Raw genomic sequence first — 16,494 nt, 5'->3', positions numbered from 1 at the left:
GGGACGTTTTGCCGCCTTATTCGTTCGGCAGTAGTGCCCTCAGGCTGCTGCGCAGGTCTTGCCACATCGCGAGGCTGTATTCGATGTCGAACCACAGGATCTTGCCGCTCGGATCGAGCAGGTAAGTTCGCGGCAGTTTCGATGTCGCGACGTGGCTCATCAGCGCTCCGTCGTTGTCCAGCAGTATCGGAAACGATGCGCCGGCCGCTTCGGCGATTCCCTTGGCCGTTTCCGCCGTCCCTTGTTCGCAAACACCGACGACGCGCACGCCGCGAGCATGCAAGGGGCTGGCAACCTTCGCGGCCAGTTCACCTAGCTCGTCCACCGACGAGCGATTCTCGGGCGCCCAGAACAGCACGATTGTCAATCGCTCGCCCAACAGCTTGGATAGGTCCTGATTGTCGCCATTGATGTCGGGCAGGATCGCGCCGGGCATCGTGTCCCCGACCTTGATAAGGCAGGTGCCCGCATGTTGATCGCTCAGCGCGACGACGGGCACAACCTCATCGGACGAGTCGAGCGGGTCGGCGGTTAAAATGCCGGCGCTCTCGGCCGGGACGTTATCGACCACGATTTCGACCTGCGGCTTAGCAGCGTCTGCAGGCGTGGCGACCGGCGCTTCGGCTTGCTTTTCAATCTTTGGCGAGACTGGCTCGGGCTCGCTGATGAGCTTATTCGCGGTATTTTTTACCGGTGCCGAGCGCTCGCCGACGGTCGTCGCCTCCTTCGCGAGATTCTCTTTCGCGGGACTGTGGCCGCAGCCAGCGCAGGCGACGGCCAGGAACATTGCCAACGAACTTGCGCGGGTCAGCATTCGGAAGCAGTGCATAAACGGCCTCTCGCTTTGCCAGAAGGTTCATTGCCAGCGGCCGCCCTCGCACGAGCGGTTCCTGTCAGTGTCCCCGGTCAAGCGTGGGCCGTCAACGATTGAGCTTGATGGACAGCTCGCGCAGTTGCTTGGCATCGACGACGCTGGGCGCGCCGGTCATCAGATCGCTGGCCTTTTGCGTTTTCGGAAACGCGATGACGTCGCGAATGCTATCGACACCGCCGAACAGCATCACCAATCGGTCGACACCCAAGGCGATACCGCCGTGCGGCGGTGCGCCGAATTGCAACGCGTCGAGCAAGAAGCCGAAGCGCTCCTTGGCGGTCTCGGCGTCGATGCCCAACAGACCAAAAACTTGTTGCTGCTGTTCCTGGTCGTGAATACGAATCGTACCGCCGCCGGCCTCCAGGCCATTGATCACCAGGTCGTAGGCTTGCGCCCGGCACTTGCCCGGATCGGTGGCCAACAGCTCGCGATCCTGCGCACGTGGCGCGGTGAAGGGGTGATGCATGGCGGCCCAGCCTTGCGATTCTTGGTCGTAGGCGAACATGGGGAATTCGACCACCCAGGAAAAATGCATCGAACCGGGCGCGTACAGCTTCAACTGCTCGCCAAGTCGTTTCCGCAGGCCATAGAGCGCTTTGCAAGTCACTTCAAAATCGTCCGCCACGATCAGCAGCATATCGCCCGGCGCGGCGTTCAATCGCTCGCCGATCTTTGCCAATAGTGCCGGATCGAAATTCTTGGCCACCGGTGACGCCAGCGTGCCGTCCGGTTCGATCTTGAACCAGACCAGACCTTTGGCGCCGAAGTCGTGTATGACGTATTCGGTAAGCTCGTCGATTCCCTTGCGCGAGTAGCTGGCCGCGCCCCCCTTGGCGTTCAGGCCGCGCACTCGCTTGCCATCGTCAGCCGCGGCGCGGAACACGCGAAACTCTGCCTGCGCGGCCAGGTCGGTCAGGTCGACGATGCGCAGATCGAAACGCAGATCCGGTGCATCGTGGCCGTATTGCTCCATCGCCTCGTCATAGGTCATGCGCGGCAGCGGCAGCTTGACGTCGATTCCTGACAACGTTTTAGCCAGCCGCGCGACCAGGCCGTCGATGATGCCGATGACGTCCTCGCTATCGACGAACGACATTTCGAGGTCGAGCTGAGTGAACTCCGGCTGGCGGTCGGCTCGCAAATCCTCGTCGCGAAAGCAGCGGGCGACCTGCACGTAGCGGTCATAGCCGGCCACCATCAGGATTTGCTTATAAAGTTGCGGCGACTGCGGCAGCGCGTAGAACTCGCCCGGATGCACGCGGCTGGGAACCAGGTAGTCTCGCGCCCCCTCGGGCGTGCTGCGTCCCAACATAGGCGTTTCGATTTCGACGAAGCCGTGTTCGTCGCAATAGTCGCGCATCATCTTGATCAGCCGATGCCGCAGCGTCAGGGTGCGCTGCATGTCAGGGCGGCGCAGGTCGAGATAGCGGTACTTCAGCCGCAGGTCTTCGCCCGGCAGTTCCACGGCCCCGGGCTGAAACGGCGGCGTGTGGCTGCGATTCAAAACCTCGAGCTTTGTTGCACGTAGCTCGATCTCGCCGGTGTCGAGCTTGGGATTGGTCGTCCCGTCGGGCCGATGGGCGACGCGGCCCGTGACCTGGATCACGAACTCGGTCCGCAGGCTGCGGGCCAGCTCTTGCAAGTCGGTGCCGGCTTCGGGAGCAAAGACGATCTGGGACCGGCCAAAGCGATCGCGCAGGTCGACGAACAGGACCCCCTTATGGTCCCGGTAACTATCGACCCAGCCGCACAATGTCGCATCTTGACCGACATGTGTGACCCGCAATTCGCCGCAGGTATGCGTTCGCAGCACCGTAAACTCCTCACTGGCTTAGGCTAAGAGAGAACGAGCCGAGTATTTTAGACAGACAGGCCGTGCGGCGAAAGGTGACCGAATCGCGGCAATCGAGAGCTTTTTTTCACGGGACTCGGGGCCGAAATTCGCTCGCCGAGGTCGCCGGGTCAATCCGCGGTGGGCGAACCGGCCGCTCGTCCCGGCCGGATGCGCGGAAAACGGCCCCTTGCCAGGCAATGGGAATGCCAGTCCCAAGTTAAATCGGCACGGCATTTTTTCGAACGATCTTTATTGAATCGTCGAGTTGGCATCGTTAGTCTATGTCGAAGTGAGATGCACGCGACTTTCACAGTCGCTACGCGAGTGAGATTCGGCATGTGAACTTATCGTTAGTTCGCCGTCGTCCAGGGGTAGCTTGTGAATCTTTCTTAGTGCCGGACTGATCGTCGCAAGAATTTGCGACCGTCACTTCTCTTTTCCGGACGAATCCCACGTATCGCAAGGCCCTCTGCATGGGCCGCATTTCGCGGCCGTATGTGGACGCATTCATGGCGCCATCACAACGAACGCCTGAACACTTGAACGCGCATCCTCAGAAAACTGTTAAGGGAATTGAATGAAAACGTTGCAAGCAAGAATTCGCGGATTTACGACGCTGCTCGCTTTCCAACCGATCCTGTCGATCGCAGGTTTGATTCTTTCCGCATCGAGTGCTTCCGCCGAAGTCCGCGCGGACCTGAACACTGTGGCACTTTCCGGCATGGCCGCCCCCGGCGTCAGTGGAGCGACGTTTGCGGATTTGACGATAAGCGGTCCCACGATCAGCCCGACGGGCGTGGTAGCATTTACCGCGATTCTGCAGGGGAGCACGACAAACGGTGGTATTTTCACCAGCCTTTCTCCGGGAAACCTGTCGCTGGTAGTGCTGCAGGGCGCCAACGCGCCGGGAACCAGCGGCCAGTTCTTGACGGGCAATACGAGCGTTCCCATTAACCCGGCCAATGAAATCGCGGCTTCCGGCCTGCTTACGAATAATCGTCAGGGAATCTGGGTTGGTCATCCGTCGGCCGACACTTTGGTCGCGCTGAGTGGAAATCCGGCGCCGCTGCCCGGCGGATTTTTATTCGGAACGGCGCCTAGTGCTTTCAGCGACTATTCGCCGGTCCTCGATTGGACAGGCGACGTCTTATTTCAAACGGGTTTGCAAAATAGCTCGGGCCAGGCCATTAGTGGCGCGGCCGTCAACTGGGTGGAAGGGGGCGGAGCTCCACCGTCCGCCATCGCGCGAACCGGAGGGCCTGTGAATGGATATGATCCGACCGCGAGTTTCACGTCACTGGGATCACCCGGCATTGCCTTAAATTCGCTAGTTGCTTATTCGGGAACATTCAATGACCCGGCGGCCGGGATCGTTAACGGTTCGGGCATCTTCGCGGGGGCGCCAGGGATTCAGAGCCCAGTCGCTGTTACGGGCGGGATTGCTCAGGGCGTGCTTAATGCGACGTTTCAAACGGTCGGCTTCCGATCGACGTCGACGGGCAGCAGCGTTCACGTGAATGTCGCGGGTAACACGATCTTTTTTGGAACGATCACGGGTCCAGGTGTCCAGCAAGGCGTTAATGATCATGGCGTTTGGCTATCCTTCGGCTCTATCGGTTTTCCGGCGAGTACGCTTGTAGCCCGCCAGGGTGACCAGGTTCCCGGATTGCCGGCCGGCACAATGTTTTCCGCATTCACCGATAGCGGGCTGGGGAACGGCTCGGCCGCAATTCTGGCGCAAATCTCTGGACCGGGGATCGCCGCGGCGAACAACACCGGTATTTGGGAGGGTGTGCCAGGGAATCTGCATCTGTTTGTTCGCAACGGCGACTCGATCGCCGACGGATCGAACGCGCCGCTGATGGTGAATGGCCTGTCGCACTTCACCATGAATTCCATCGGTGACGTCATCGCCCAGCTTAGCGATAACAGCATCATCGGTGAAAGCACTGCGGGCCAATTAATGGTCATCGCGCGCCCCGGCGATTCGATCCAGGTCGCCCCAGGCGATTTCCGCACCATCCAATCGATCGTTACCGTAGCGGGGGGCGAGACCAGCGGCGGCGCGACGGCGCTCAACGACATGGGCCTCGTGACATTTACCGCCACGTTCACCGATGGCTCGATGGGCACCTTCGTTTCCAGCGCACTTGCGGTGCCGGAGCCATCGACCGTGTGCCTCGGTGCACTCGGAGCACTGGTCCTGCTGGCAGCACGGCGCAGGAATGCGCTGGCGCGTTCGGCAAATGGCTGATGAATCTCGCTGAATCAAACAGCACGCCGAGTGGCGGGGGCTTTATGCCTGCGCGACCGCGGCGACCTGCGCTGCCAAGTCGGCCGACGATTGATTGTGGTCGCAGGGTACAAACCGGCATTCGCTGAGGCTGCGAAACCAGGTCAATTGACGTCGCGCGAAGGCCCGGGTGCGGTTTTGCACGAGCGTGATCGTCTCGGCGAGCGTGTGTTGGCCTTTCAAGTGTTCGATCACTTCGCGATAACCCAACGCCTGCGCCGCAGTATGGCTGAAGGCGTTTGCAAACGTGGTAGAATCCTGGTCGGTGGTAGCCGCGGAACCCGCCGCAGCTGACGCACCGTCTTCGGGGGCTTCTTGAGAGTGCGAAAGTAGTTCACGCACTTCGTCCACCAGTCCGGCGGCGAACATCGCCTCGACCCGGGCGTTGATCCGCTCGTACAGTTCGGCGCGCGGCCAGTCGAGAACGAAGACCCGGCATTCATCGGACGGCCGCGGCTGATTGAACTGCTTTTGCAGGTCCGTGATCGGTTGCCCGGTTTTTTCGAATACTTCCAGAACCCTGATCAGCCGCTTGGTGTCTTGCGGATGAAGGCGCGCGGCCGCTGCCGCGTCGACGGCGCGGACCTTATCGTGCAGCCAAGTCGCGTTCTGCTGCGCGGCTTCGGCCGACAGCCGCTCGCGAAATTCCCAATCGGCCGCGGGGCCTTGGAAGATGCCACGTAACAGGGCCTTCAGATAAAGTGGCGTTCCGCCGACGAAGATCGGAGTCCGGCCGCGCGACAGAATGTCGGCCGTCGCGTGCTCAGCAGCGTCGACGTACTGCGCCAGGCTGAACGTTTCGCTTGGTTCGACGATGTCGATCAGATGGTGTGGGACTGCCGCGCGCTGGTCGAGAGATGGCTTCGCCGTGCCGATATCCATGTGCCGATACACGGCCATCGAATCGAGCGAAATGATCTCGCCCGCAAGCTGCCGGGCGAATTCGATGCCGACGGCGCTTTTTCCGGCCGCGGTGGGCCCGGTAAGAAACCAGCAATCGGCAATGTGGGGAAAAGTCAAATTCGTGGAAGGTCTGCGGAGTGGGTAGGGGAGTAATTCGGGGGCGGAGAGCCCTTCGCACCCCCGATTGCCTGATCGTGGGGGGCGGCTTAAAGTGGACCGTTCCGCTGTTCGCCAAAAGGTGCCCCCCGTGAGTGATGCCAACACGATCCTAACACGACTGATGGCCGTGATCGAGGATCGGCGCGCGCATCCCAGCGAGCGATCGTACACGTCTAAGCTGTTCGCCGGCGGCGTCGAAAAGATCGGGGCCAAAATTACCGAAGAGGCGGCCGAGGTCGTCGAGGCGGCTCATGAAGTGGCCACGCCCGAGGGGCGCGCTCACCTGGTGCATGAAGCGGGCGACCTGATTTATCACCTGTTCGTCATGCTAGGCTTCAAGGAGATTCCGCTGGCGGAAGTCGAAGCCGAACTGGCACGACGCTTTGGCATCTCGGGGCTCGACGAAAAAGCGGCACGACCGCCCAAGGAACAATCTGGCTGAAACCATGACGAATTTGCGTATCGGGATACCCAGCAAGGGGCGCTTGTCGGAGTTGGCTGGCGAGCTGTTGAAAGAGGCGGGGCTCAACTATCGCCGCCCCGATCGCAGCCTGTTCGCGCGCTGCCGCGACGTGCCGATCGATGTGACGTTTCTGCGCACCGAAGACATTCCCGTGCTGTGCGCCGAGGGCGCGATCGACATGGGGCTGACCGGTAGCGACCTAGTGGCCGAGCATCGCGCCGACACCATCCAGCGGCTGCCACTGGACGTAGGGCATTGCCGCCTGGCGATTTGCGTACCCGAAGCGGGCGACGTGCGCGAGCCGCGCCACCTGGCGGGCCGGCGGATCGCCACCAGCTTTCCGAACACCACGCAAGAGTATCTCGAAAAGCACCATACGACGGCACACATGGTGCCGCTCTCTGGCTCGGTCGAGGTGATGATCGCGCTGGGGGTGGCGGACGCGATCGTTGACCTGGTCGAAACCGGCAGCACACTGGCGGCTAATGGGCTAAAGATTCTCGACGAGATCGGTCAGTATCAAACGGTGCTGATTCAGAATCGCGAGCGCCGCCACCCGGAACTGGCTGATCGCGTCGTGCGACGTTTGGAAGGCGTAGTGATCGCGCGCAGCTATTCGCTGCTCGAGTACAACGTCCCGCGCGGCAAGCTGAGCGATGCGGAAAAGATTACCCCCGGCTTCAATTCGCCGACCGTCAGCGCGCTGGAAGACGCTAACTGGTGCGCCGTGCGTGTCATGGTGCGCCGCGGCGAGGTGATTTCGATTATGGAGCAGTTGGAAGCACTCGGCGCGAGCGCCATTCTCGAGACGCGGATTACGAACTGCCGCCTGTGATCCGTGCGCCGCGGTAGAACGTCGCAACTACCGGCAGCGTCGCGTCGAACAGCAGTTCGTGGGGGTCTGCGGCGTCGTGGTGGGGCAGTTCAATGACCGCCAGATTCGCGAGTTTGCCCGTTTCGAGCGTGCCCACGTCCGCGTCACGGCCGAGCGCATGCGCTCCGGCGGCGGTCCCCAGCCACAGTACGTCGGCCGGCGCGATTTCTGGGAATGTTCGCGCGACATGCCGCATTTCGGCCAGCATGCTCAGGTCGGGATTCGATGCCCGGCTGTCTGTCCCGAGCGCCACGGCTGCGCCGAGCGCCATCAGTCGCGGCAGTGGATGACGGTCGTGCCCGAAGTAGGCGTGGGTTCGTGGGCAGTAGACCAACGACATTCGCTCGGAATGGACGGCCAGGTATTCCAGCTCGATGTCACTCAAATAATTGCCGTGAATGACAAGCGCTCGCGGCGCCGCGGCCAGCACCTGCAAATAGGCAAGCGGCAACGTCCCATGAGAAAACGCCGTCGGCTCCCAGACGCCCAGTTCTTCCAAGAAGCTGCGAAACGGTCCGCTGCCCGCGGCGAGCAGTTCGAGCTCCTCGCGCGATTCAGCCAGGTGCATGGCCACCGGCAGGCGGCGCTCGTTTGCCAATCGCACCAGTCCGACGAGTAGTTCTGGATGTACCGAGTACGGGGCGTGAGGGCTAAGGCCTGCGTGCCAATCGGTGTGGTCATGTCGCGCAGCTGCGGCAAGCTCGACGAGGTACTCGGCGGCGGCCAAACGTTCCGGCACTCGTTCGGCTAGCAACCCGCGCAGCTCATAAAACGCGACGAGGTCGAGAGGCGCCGTGGCAAGCGATTCTGCCGTCCAACCATCGGTGGCAATTTCGCCGAGCGTGGTGGTGCCAGCGCGCAGCGATTCGGCCAGGCCCGCGGCGATAGCCGCGCTCGTGTTTCCGCCGGCATCGCGTCGCGCGGCGATAACCATTCGCAGCCAGTCGGGCAGCGGCATGCCAGACTGGCCTAACGGTTGCCGGCAATCGCTGAACTCGAGATGGGTGTGCGCATTTATAAGGCCGGGCACGATCGCCACGTTCCCCAGGTCAATGCAATCGGCGGTCGGACGGGGCGAAACCGATACGATCCGCTCGCCACGCATCGTCATGCATCCGCCTGGCAAGGGAGGCCCACAAACAGGAAAGACGAACCGGGCCGTGAAGGATGTTCTGACGTCGTTCATGAACGGAAGATAGGTTGATGAGCTGCGCTGTAAGCGAGTGTCTAATTTACTTCGACCCCCTCACCCTGCTCTCTCCTCCACGCCCGCGGGGGAGAGAGCAGGGTAAGGGCTGCGTCAAATGAGTGTGTGCCTGTACCTAACACCAGCTATTTCGACACACTCGCCGCACTGCTCACCAGTCCTAATACGCCCCACGCGCTACCAGCGCCGGTGATTGGCATCAGGCTCGTCGAACCTTCGCCTCCCGGTTTGGTCGGGCGCGAAATCATCGGCCAGGAACCGTCGTCGCGTTGCGTTGCGACCAGAAATCCCTGCCCACGCATAATGACCGGATCGTGCGAATCGAATCCGGCTGCAGCCAGGGCATACAGCGATTGCCCGGTGGCCCAGGCGTCGCTGGCTAACTCCGCCGTTTGACTCCAACCGCCGTCGGCATTCTGCCGCTTCGCGATCGCGTCGACCCACGGCTGCCATTCAGCCGCGGGGCGTTCGAGTTTTCGCCAGAGCACGACGCGCATGGTGATCGATTGCGGGTCGTTATCGGTGGGCGTGTCGACGAGCCAGCGGATGGCCTTATCGCGCCCCGCTATGGCAGACTCGTCATTCGCTGCCGCGGCAGGCAATAGCGCCAACGTGGCGAACAGCGTCGCCCGCTCGTCGGAATGGCCGAACATCGGCGGACGCGTCTCGGGCCACGAGGCCCACGATCCGTTTTCGGTTTGATCCCCTTTGACCGTTGTTAGCAGGGTCTTCACACCCGCCTCGGCAATGGCATCCGGCTGCGGATCGGCCGCGAGCGCAACCGCCAAGGAAACCGCTTTCTCGTTGAACGCGCGCGGAATATTTTCCGGGCGTGGCACACCAGTCTTGCCATCGCCGGATTCGGCGACCCATTTCGTCAATTCGGTCAGCAGCGGATCATCGATCGCGTAACCTTTGAGCTTGGCTTCTCGCAGCGACCACACCGTCAGCGCGGCATGATGACACGACACGCATTTGTGCTCGTCGCGCCATAAAACTGCATCCTTGGCAAGAAAGTCGAGCCCGCGCTCGATGGTGCGATGGACGGCCGCGTCCGATTCCGCAGGCTCGGCAGCCGTTGCAAGATCGGTGCAGGCAAGCGTCACCACCACGGCGATAAAGAGGAATCGCATTGCCGAGTGTTCCCGCACGTGTCGAACCGCCAGGGTAGAGAGGCATCGCCGCTTGTGGCCGCTTTGAACTCATGCACTGTACCTGAACCCGTGCGCGGCCGCCAATTTCTGCGGATTTCGCCGCAGCAAAACTGCAAAGTCTGTGGCCGGGGTCTGCGACCCCCGGAGCGTCACTGTGAGAGCCGGCCTCGAAGAGGCCAGCTACAGAAAACCAGGCGCAGATTCTCCGCCCCGGCACTTTTTGGTGATTCGCCGCCAATAAAAACGGGCCGCCACGTGGAGTGCGAAATGCACGCGGCAGCCCGCCATGTCTGGCACGGAAGCTTGCCATTCCGCGCGGCGACAAAGAGAAGTCGAGCGCGATTCTATCAGCCGTGCGGTGATGTCAATCCTTCCCACCCAAGATGCTGTAATCCCTCCGAGGGGGAGATCATAGCATCGGGGGCAACAGCCACGCGTGCAGATCTTTGTGTGTATTTATGTGTTGATGGGTGTTAAGTCACCCACTTCTTGCTACGACAGCCGCACAATCAACACGCGTCGCTCCGCGTCTCTTCGTCTGGCTACTCTCTACCGGCTACTAACCACTGCTAGCGCCACATATCATCGCCGGCAAAGGGATGCGCGGGGCCTGACAACCGGGGTTTCGGCAAAGCGCGGAGCGCCTGTTCGGCCAGGCGTAGATCTTCCTTGGTGCTGATCTTCATATTCATCGGCGAGCCGCGGACGATCGTGACCGGCTTGCCCAGCCGTTCGACCAGTTGCGCATCGTCAGTAGCCTGAAAGCCAGCCCGGCGGCCGTACGCTTCGATCAGGATCGTGCGGCGAAACACTTGCGGAGTCTGCGCTTCCCACAGTCCGTCACGCGAGACGGTTTCTTCGATCGAGTGACCGTCCTTGACCCGTTTCAAAGTCGAGGCGACCGGCAAGCCCAGGATCGCAGCGCCGCTCTTTTCGGCCGCGTCGAAAACCTTCGTAATCCAATCGTCGGCTATACAGGGGCGAGCCGCGTCGTGGATCGCAACATAATCGGCCTCGGGCTTGAGCTTTGCGATAGCGTTCTCGACCGAATCTGCCCGCTCCTTCCCGCCGTCCACGACGTCGATCCCCAGGATCACTACGTTGGCCGAGAATTTGAAGTTGAAATATTCGCGATCCTCAGGCGAGATCACCAGGATCACCTGCACGACGTCGGCGCGGTTCAAAAACTTCTCGGCCGAGTGCAGCCACACAGCCCGATCCGCCAGCGGCGCAAACGGCTTCTTGTAGTTCTTGTCGTTAAAACGGCTGCTAGCCCCAGCGGCCGGCATGATGACAGAGAATTTGGCCACGGCGACACACTTTCGTAAAGGCGTAAGAGGCGATTGCAAATCGTCCTTGATGAGGGACGAGTCATTAATTGTCCGTGCGCCCTGTCGAGCGTCAAGTTCGCCGGCGGCGCAATAAAAAACCCACGGCCCGCTTTCGCGAGCCGTGGGTCGAGTGTTGCAGATCCTTTTAACTTCGCCCTCTACACCGCGAGTATAGAGGGGGAAGAAAGCTAGTCCTTCTTGTACGGCATCAGGATTTCGGCCTCGGGCAGGCCGGCGATGCTCTTGAACTCGCCGTTGGCAATCGCCTTGCCCAGCTTCGTGACCGTACGGAAGTAACGATCCGAGACCGGCTCGCGGGTCAGCTTGCGGGTCAGGTCCTGGCAGACGATGTCGGCCGCCGAGCGAACGATCTCGTCCTGGCTGCGGGCCGCGTACAGGGCCGTGCAGAGAATCGTGATCGCGTCTTGCACGCGCTGCGACAGCTCGGACATGCGGCACTGACGATCGGCCAGACCGAGCTGATGGCGACGCATCGTGCCGCTGACTTCCATGCGGCTGCGACCGAGCCATTGTGCGGCGAACTCGGCATGCTTCCGCAACGTCTCGGGCATCGGGGGCAGAGCCGACCAACTGGGACGGCTGACCATCTGGCCCAGGTACCACTTGCTGTAAGCAGCCAGCGGACCCTTCAGCGCCCAGGCGTGGGCCGGGTTGGCCATGTTCGGCTTCTTGATGCCAGCCGCGTGCAAAGCCTTGCCGATCGGTTCGAAGAACTGCACGCCGTGGTGCTTGACCAGCGACTTGAAGAAGGCCATGCCGAGCATTTCGCCTTCCCCTTCGTAGATGCACGGAGCGAGGTACTCGTGTACGTTGTCGCCGAAAATGTGCCCGTGGAGGAACGAGCGGCCGCCGTGGGTCTTCATCAACAGCTCGATCGCGGCTTCCTTTTGCGATTCGCTGCCGAAGATCTTGGCGATCACGCATTCCATTTCGCTGCGATAGCCCTTGTCGATCAGGCCGGCGCACCACTCGACCAACGAGTCGCAAGCGACGATCAACCCGGCCATGCGGCCCAAGCGGCGCTCGACAAGCTCGCGCTGAACGATCTCTTGACCGTAGGTCTTGCGATAGCGAGCCCAGGGGAGCATGTTGGCCATCATCAGCCGCATCGTGCCGGCGGCGTTGGCGCACAACGAGACGCGTCCCAGGTTCAGGCCGTGATAGGCAATCGTCAGACCGTCACCCTTAACCGGCTTCAACAGGTTGGCGGCGGGGACGCGGAAGTCCTTCATCACGAAGCCCTGGTTCGACGCATAACGCAGAGCGTACAGGCCGTAAGGCTTGAAGTAAAAGTTCTCGCTCTCCTGGTCCGGTATGTCGGCGATGAACACGGCCGGCTTCTTGTCCAACAAACAGACCAGGCCGATCGTGCGACCGCACATGACGTTGGTGATAAACAGCTTCTCGCCGTTGATCACGTAATCGTCGCCGTCGCGCGTGGCGACCGTGCGCAGGGCCGTCAGGTCCGAGCCGGCGTTCGGCTCGGTCAGTGCGAAAGCCGATAAGCGTTGACCACTGGCCAACTGCGGCAGGTATTTCTTCTTCTGCTCGGCATTGCCGAACGAGCGGACCGGATCGACCGCGCCGATACAGCCGTGTACGCTGGCCATGCCAGCGATGGTGCCGTCAAGCGTAGCCATCTTGGTGAGGAACGGAGCGAACGACGAGAACGGTGCGCCTGAGCCGCCGTATTCGCGGCCGACCAGCAAGCCCCAGTAGCCGGCGGTGCCGAGTTCGTCGAGGACCTCCTTGGCGATCCCCTTCTTCGTCTCGTTCAGGACCGTGCCGGCTTCCACGTGCTTACGCACAACGGCCAGCGAGTCGTCCATTACCTTCTGCACGTGCGGCGGAGTCTGCGCCGGGGTGCTGATGAATTCGCTGATCGGCGTCTGCGCGTCCCACACCGCGCGGTGGGCCGGGCTGTTGACGGTTTGATACTGTGGCGCGAACAGGGCTTCGACCTGATCGTCGGCCTTGTCGACCGCACCCATGCGGCGGGCTTCTTCCGCGCTCTTGCCGCCCAGCTTCAGCGCGACTTCGGCAAAGGATTCTCTTTCAACCTCGGGCGCGTGGCTGCCGTTGGCTGCTGACCCTTTTTTCGAATCGGGTTCTGTATCGACCGCGCGACTATTCATCGTCATTCCCCTTGCGTTAGGAACGCCTTTGGCATGGCGGCCGGCCTACGGCGCGCAAAAGCCTAACGGGCATCGGATTGAGTAAAAAGTACCAGGATAACCGACCGCCACAGCCGGTGTATTGTAATCATACCCCCCACACGTTGCTACAACCGCTACTCGCCGTTTCGCCCGCTGTCGAGGCGTGTTTCGCCCCGCGCCAGTTAGCGCCTTTTTGCACTAAAAAGCATCTGCGGACTAGTGGGCGGCCGCATGCGCGCTGGCCGGGGCATACATGCCCTCGATTTCGCGTGCGTAATTTCCCTCAATGACCTTGCGACGCAGCTTCAACGTCAGCGTCAGCTCGTTACTTTCGACCGAGAACGGCCGCGTCAGTAACGTAAATTTTTGTACCTGCTCGTAATGCGACACCCCGGCCAGGCGCTGGGCGATCCGGCCCGCGTAAATCTCACGGACCTGCGGATTCGAGAGTGCCTCTTCGACCGTAGTGGCCGGAATCTCGAGTTCCTTAATCTCGGCCAAAAGCGGCTCGGGATTCACCACGATCAGGGCCGTCAGGTAGTTCTTCGCATCGCCGATCACCAGGGCCTGCGCGATCAACGGATCGGCCGTGAGCAGCGCCTCGAGGTTGACCGGGGCGATGTTCTTTCCTGCCGAGGTGACGATCAATTCTTTCTTGCGGCCCGTGATCTTCAGATAGCCATCGCTATCGATCTCGCCCAGGTCGCCGGTGTGGAACCAGCCATCGCGGAGCACCTCGGCCGTCGCCTCGGGCAGATTCCAATACCCCTTCATGACGTGAGGGCCGCGGGTGCAGATCTCACCTTCGTCGGTGATCTTCACCTCGACGCCGGGCAGCAATCGGCCGACGGTGCCAACCTTGGTGTCGGATTCCTGGCCGGTGGAAATCGTGGGCGAGGTCTCGGTCAGGCCATAGCCCTGCGAGATGAAGACGCCCTGCTCTTTGAAGAACAGGTGCGTGTGGTCCGGCAATGCCGCTCCGCCCGAACCGCAGTATCGTACGCGCCCGCCCAGCACCATTTGCAACATGCCCGGCTTGTCGGCCATGCCCTGTGCGGCGAGGAAACGTTGCAGCTTGTCGAAGAAGTAGGGCACGCCGTTGATCAACGTCGGGTGAACTTCCTGGCAATTGGCAGGCACCGCCTCGGGGCTGTCGGCAAGTGCGAGCACGGAACCGGCTGCGACCCAGGTGTACAGATCGCACGTTCGCGCGAAGATATGACTCAGCGGCAGCCACGTCAGGCGGACGTCATCTTCGTTGGGTACCCACATCTTCAAGATGGCCGACACGTTCGACGCCAGGTTCCCTTGCGACAGCATCACCCCCTTGGGCTCGCCGGTCGTGCCCGAGGTGTAGAGGATCGTCGCCAGGTCATCCGGCTTAACAGTTTCGAGTGCTTGCGCTGCGACCTTCTCGGCCGCTGCGTCGTCGATCTTGGCCGTCAGATCCGACAGCAGCGAAACCGCGAACGGACCGACCGACTTTGGACAGGGATCGAGCGAAACGATCTTCAGCGACTTGGGAAACTTCGAGGCCTGATCGACCAGCTTCTCGGCCTGATCAGGGCCCGAGAGAATGACAACCTTCGTGCCGCTATCGACGATCTGATAAGCGATCTGTGGCCCGGCCAATGACGCGTGAACGGGCACATGCGTGCCGCCGGCAACTTGAATCGCCAGATCGCTAACGATCCACTCGTAGCGATTGCGAGAAATTAGGGCGACGCGATCACCGTGCTGGACTCCCAAGCCCACAAGCGCGGCCGCGGTGCGATTGACGTCCCGGCGAATCTCGCCCCAAGTGACGGGTTGATATTGTCCGTCGCGCTTGACGAGCATGCCGGTCTTATCGGCGCTGTCTTTGGTCCGCGCGGCCCACAAGGCAACGATGGTCGGGGCGTCGATGCTCATGAAAAACCTGTTCAGACTCGTTCGAAGATAGTGGCGATGCCTTGACCGGCGCCGATACACATCGTGGCGAGGCCAAGATTGACGTTGCGATCAATCATGTTGCGAATCAGGGTCGTCGTGATCCGCGCTCCGCTGGCGCCCAGTGGGTGGCCGATCGCAATCGCGCCGCCGCGGACGTTGACCTTATCCTGATCGAGCTTAAGTCCCCGAATGCAGGCCAAGGCTTGCGAAGCGAACGCTTCGTTCAGTTCGACCAGGTCGATATCGGACAGCTTGAGACCAGCGCGCTTCAGCGCCTTCTTCGTTGCCGGAATCGGACCGGTTCCCATCACGCAGGGATCGACCCCCACGATGGCCGTGGCGACGATCTTTACCAGCGGCTTGAAGCCGAGCGCCTTGGCCTTTTCGTCCGACATGATCAACAGCGCCGCGGCGCCGTCGTTTAGCGGCGAGCTGTTGCCAGCGGTGACCGTTCCCATGCCAGGCATAAAGGCTGGCTTCAGCGAGGCCATCGATTCGGCCGTCGCGTCCGGGCGAACGCATTGATCGACTTCGATCAGCGTGCGGTTGCCCGCCTCGTCGCGCCCCCAGATGGGAATGATCTCGCGGCGGAACTCGCCGTTGGCATGCGCCTTGGCGGCCAACTGATGGCTGCGCAGAGCGAACGCGTCCTGCTCCTCGCGTGAAATGCCTTGACTCTGGGCCAGGAACTCGGCCGTAAAGCCCATCATCATCGCGCCCTTGCTGGTGCGCGTGAACAGCTTGGGATTCAGGTCGATATCCTTGTCCATCGGGATGTGGTGCATATGCTCCAAACCACCGACGACCTGCACGTCCTCGCTGCCGGCCACGATGGCGTGCGAGGCTTGGTTGATGGCTTGTAGCGCCGATCCGCACAACCGGTTCACGGTCGTACCGCCGGTGGCCAGCGGCAACCCTGCCAGCAGGCCGACGACGCGGGCGACATCCATGCCTTGCTCGCCTTGCTGCTGCGTATTGCCCATCACGACGTCTTCGATCTCGTTGGGATCGATGCCGGTGCGCTCGACCAGGGCTTTGACGACCGTGGCCGCCAAATCATCCGAGCGGATCTCGCGAAAGACCCCCTTTTCCTTGTGCGCGCGACCAATCGGCGTGCGGACGCAATCAACTACGACAGCTTGTTTCATGGTTCTTAATTCCTGGTAGCGCCGGCTGAAGGCGAAGCTGTTCAGCGGCGGGTTGTGAGCAAGCTTTCTTATTTCGACAAGCCGGATGTCACCTGCGACGCTCTTCCGGCGAAATTTACTTTCTTACTACCGTCTGACTCGGGAA

Annotated in this window: 12 protein-coding genes; 3 read left to right on the top strand and 9 right to left on the bottom strand. The window is 61.5% G+C overall.

The window, feature by feature from the left end:
* Positions 1 to 16: 16 nt before the first annotated feature.
* Both VGN12_27830 and aspS read right to left on the bottom strand, forming a co-directional pair.
* The gene (locus VGN12_27830) at positions 17 to 829 is read right to left on the bottom strand and encodes a TlpA disulfide reductase family protein (protein HEY4313293.1); all 813 of its coding nucleotides are present in this window, start codon (positions 827 to 829) and stop codon (positions 17 to 19) included.
* A gap of 91 nt (positions 830 to 920) precedes the next feature.
* Complete coding sequence (gene aspS, locus VGN12_27825; protein HEY4313292.1) at positions 921 to 2,687, bottom strand: aspartate--tRNA ligase; 1,767 nt, start codon at positions 2,685 to 2,687, stop codon at positions 921 to 923.
* A 598-nt stretch (positions 2,688 to 3,285) separates the two neighbouring features.
* On the opposite strand from aspS, the gene VGN12_27820 reads away from it, so the two are divergent.
* Positions 3,286 to 4,962 (top strand): choice-of-anchor tandem repeat NxxGxxAF-containing protein, encoded by a 1,677-nt coding sequence (locus tag VGN12_27820; protein ID HEY4313291.1) that lies wholly within the window; start codon positions 3,286 to 3,288, stop codon positions 4,960 to 4,962.
* A gap of 42 nt (positions 4,963 to 5,004) precedes the next feature.
* Here VGN12_27820 and miaA read toward each other — a convergent pair whose 3' ends face one another.
* Complete coding sequence (miaA, locus tag VGN12_27815) at positions 5,005 to 6,021, bottom strand: tRNA (adenosine(37)-N6)-dimethylallyltransferase MiaA (GenBank protein HEY4313290.1); 1,017 nt, start codon at positions 6,019 to 6,021, stop codon at positions 5,005 to 5,007.
* A 130-nt stretch (positions 6,022 to 6,151) separates the two neighbouring features.
* On the opposite strand from miaA, the gene VGN12_27810 reads away from it, so the two are divergent.
* A complete protein-coding gene (locus VGN12_27810; protein HEY4313289.1) occupies positions 6,152 to 6,505 on the top strand; it encodes a phosphoribosyl-ATP diphosphatase in 354 nt (117 codons plus the stop codon).
* A gap of 4 nt (positions 6,506 to 6,509) precedes the next feature.
* On the top strand, positions 6,510 to 7,361 hold the full coding sequence (gene hisG, locus VGN12_27805) for an ATP phosphoribosyltransferase (GenBank protein ID HEY4313288.1): 852 nt from the start codon (positions 6,510 to 6,512) through the stop codon (positions 7,359 to 7,361).
* Here hisG and VGN12_27800 read toward each other — a convergent pair.
* The 6 genes from VGN12_27800 to fadA all read right to left on the bottom strand — a co-directional run bounded on the left by VGN12_27800 (position 7,342) and on the right by fadA (position 16,349).
* On the bottom strand, positions 7,342 to 8,511 hold the full coding sequence (locus tag VGN12_27800) for an amidohydrolase family protein (GenBank protein ID HEY4313287.1): 1,170 nt from the start codon (positions 8,509 to 8,511) through the stop codon (positions 7,342 to 7,344). The two genes, hisG and VGN12_27800, sit on opposite strands and share 20 nt — an antisense overlap.
* 221 nt (positions 8,512 to 8,732) lie before the next feature.
* Positions 8,733 to 9,740: a prenyltransferase/squalene oxidase repeat-containing protein gene (locus VGN12_27795; protein ID HEY4313286.1), complete on the bottom strand. Its 1,008-nt coding sequence runs from the start codon at positions 9,738 to 9,740 to the stop codon at positions 8,733 to 8,735.
* Positions 9,741 to 10,330: 590 nt separating this feature from the next.
* Positions 10,331 to 11,071, bottom strand: a complete 741-nt coding sequence (gene ispD, locus VGN12_27790; GenBank protein HEY4313285.1) for a 2-C-methyl-D-erythritol 4-phosphate cytidylyltransferase — start codon at positions 11,069 to 11,071, stop codon at positions 10,331 to 10,333.
* Positions 11,072 to 11,280: 209 nt separating this feature from the next.
* The gene (locus tag VGN12_27785; protein HEY4313284.1) at positions 11,281 to 13,248 is read right to left on the bottom strand and encodes an acyl-CoA dehydrogenase family protein; all 1,968 of its coding nucleotides are present in this window, start codon (positions 13,246 to 13,248) and stop codon (positions 11,281 to 11,283) included.
* Between the two features lie 237 nt (positions 13,249 to 13,485).
* Positions 13,486 to 15,180: an AMP-dependent synthetase/ligase gene (locus VGN12_27780; protein ID HEY4313283.1), complete on the bottom strand. Its 1,695-nt coding sequence runs from the start codon at positions 15,178 to 15,180 to the stop codon at positions 13,486 to 13,488.
* Between the two features lie 11 nt (positions 15,181 to 15,191).
* Positions 15,192 to 16,349 (bottom strand): acetyl-CoA C-acyltransferase FadA, encoded by a 1,158-nt coding sequence (gene fadA, locus VGN12_27775; GenBank protein HEY4313282.1) that lies wholly within the window; start codon positions 16,347 to 16,349, stop codon positions 15,192 to 15,194.
* Positions 16,350 to 16,494: the final 145 nt, after the last annotated feature.

Source organism: Pirellulales bacterium, from assembly GCA_036499395.1.
In the GTDB taxonomy this organism is placed as follows: domain Bacteria; phylum Planctomycetota; class Planctomycetia; order Pirellulales; family JACPPG01; genus JACPPG01.
The sequence above is the reverse complement of the archived record's forward strand: the minus strand, read 5'-3'. Positions and strand labels throughout refer to the sequence as shown.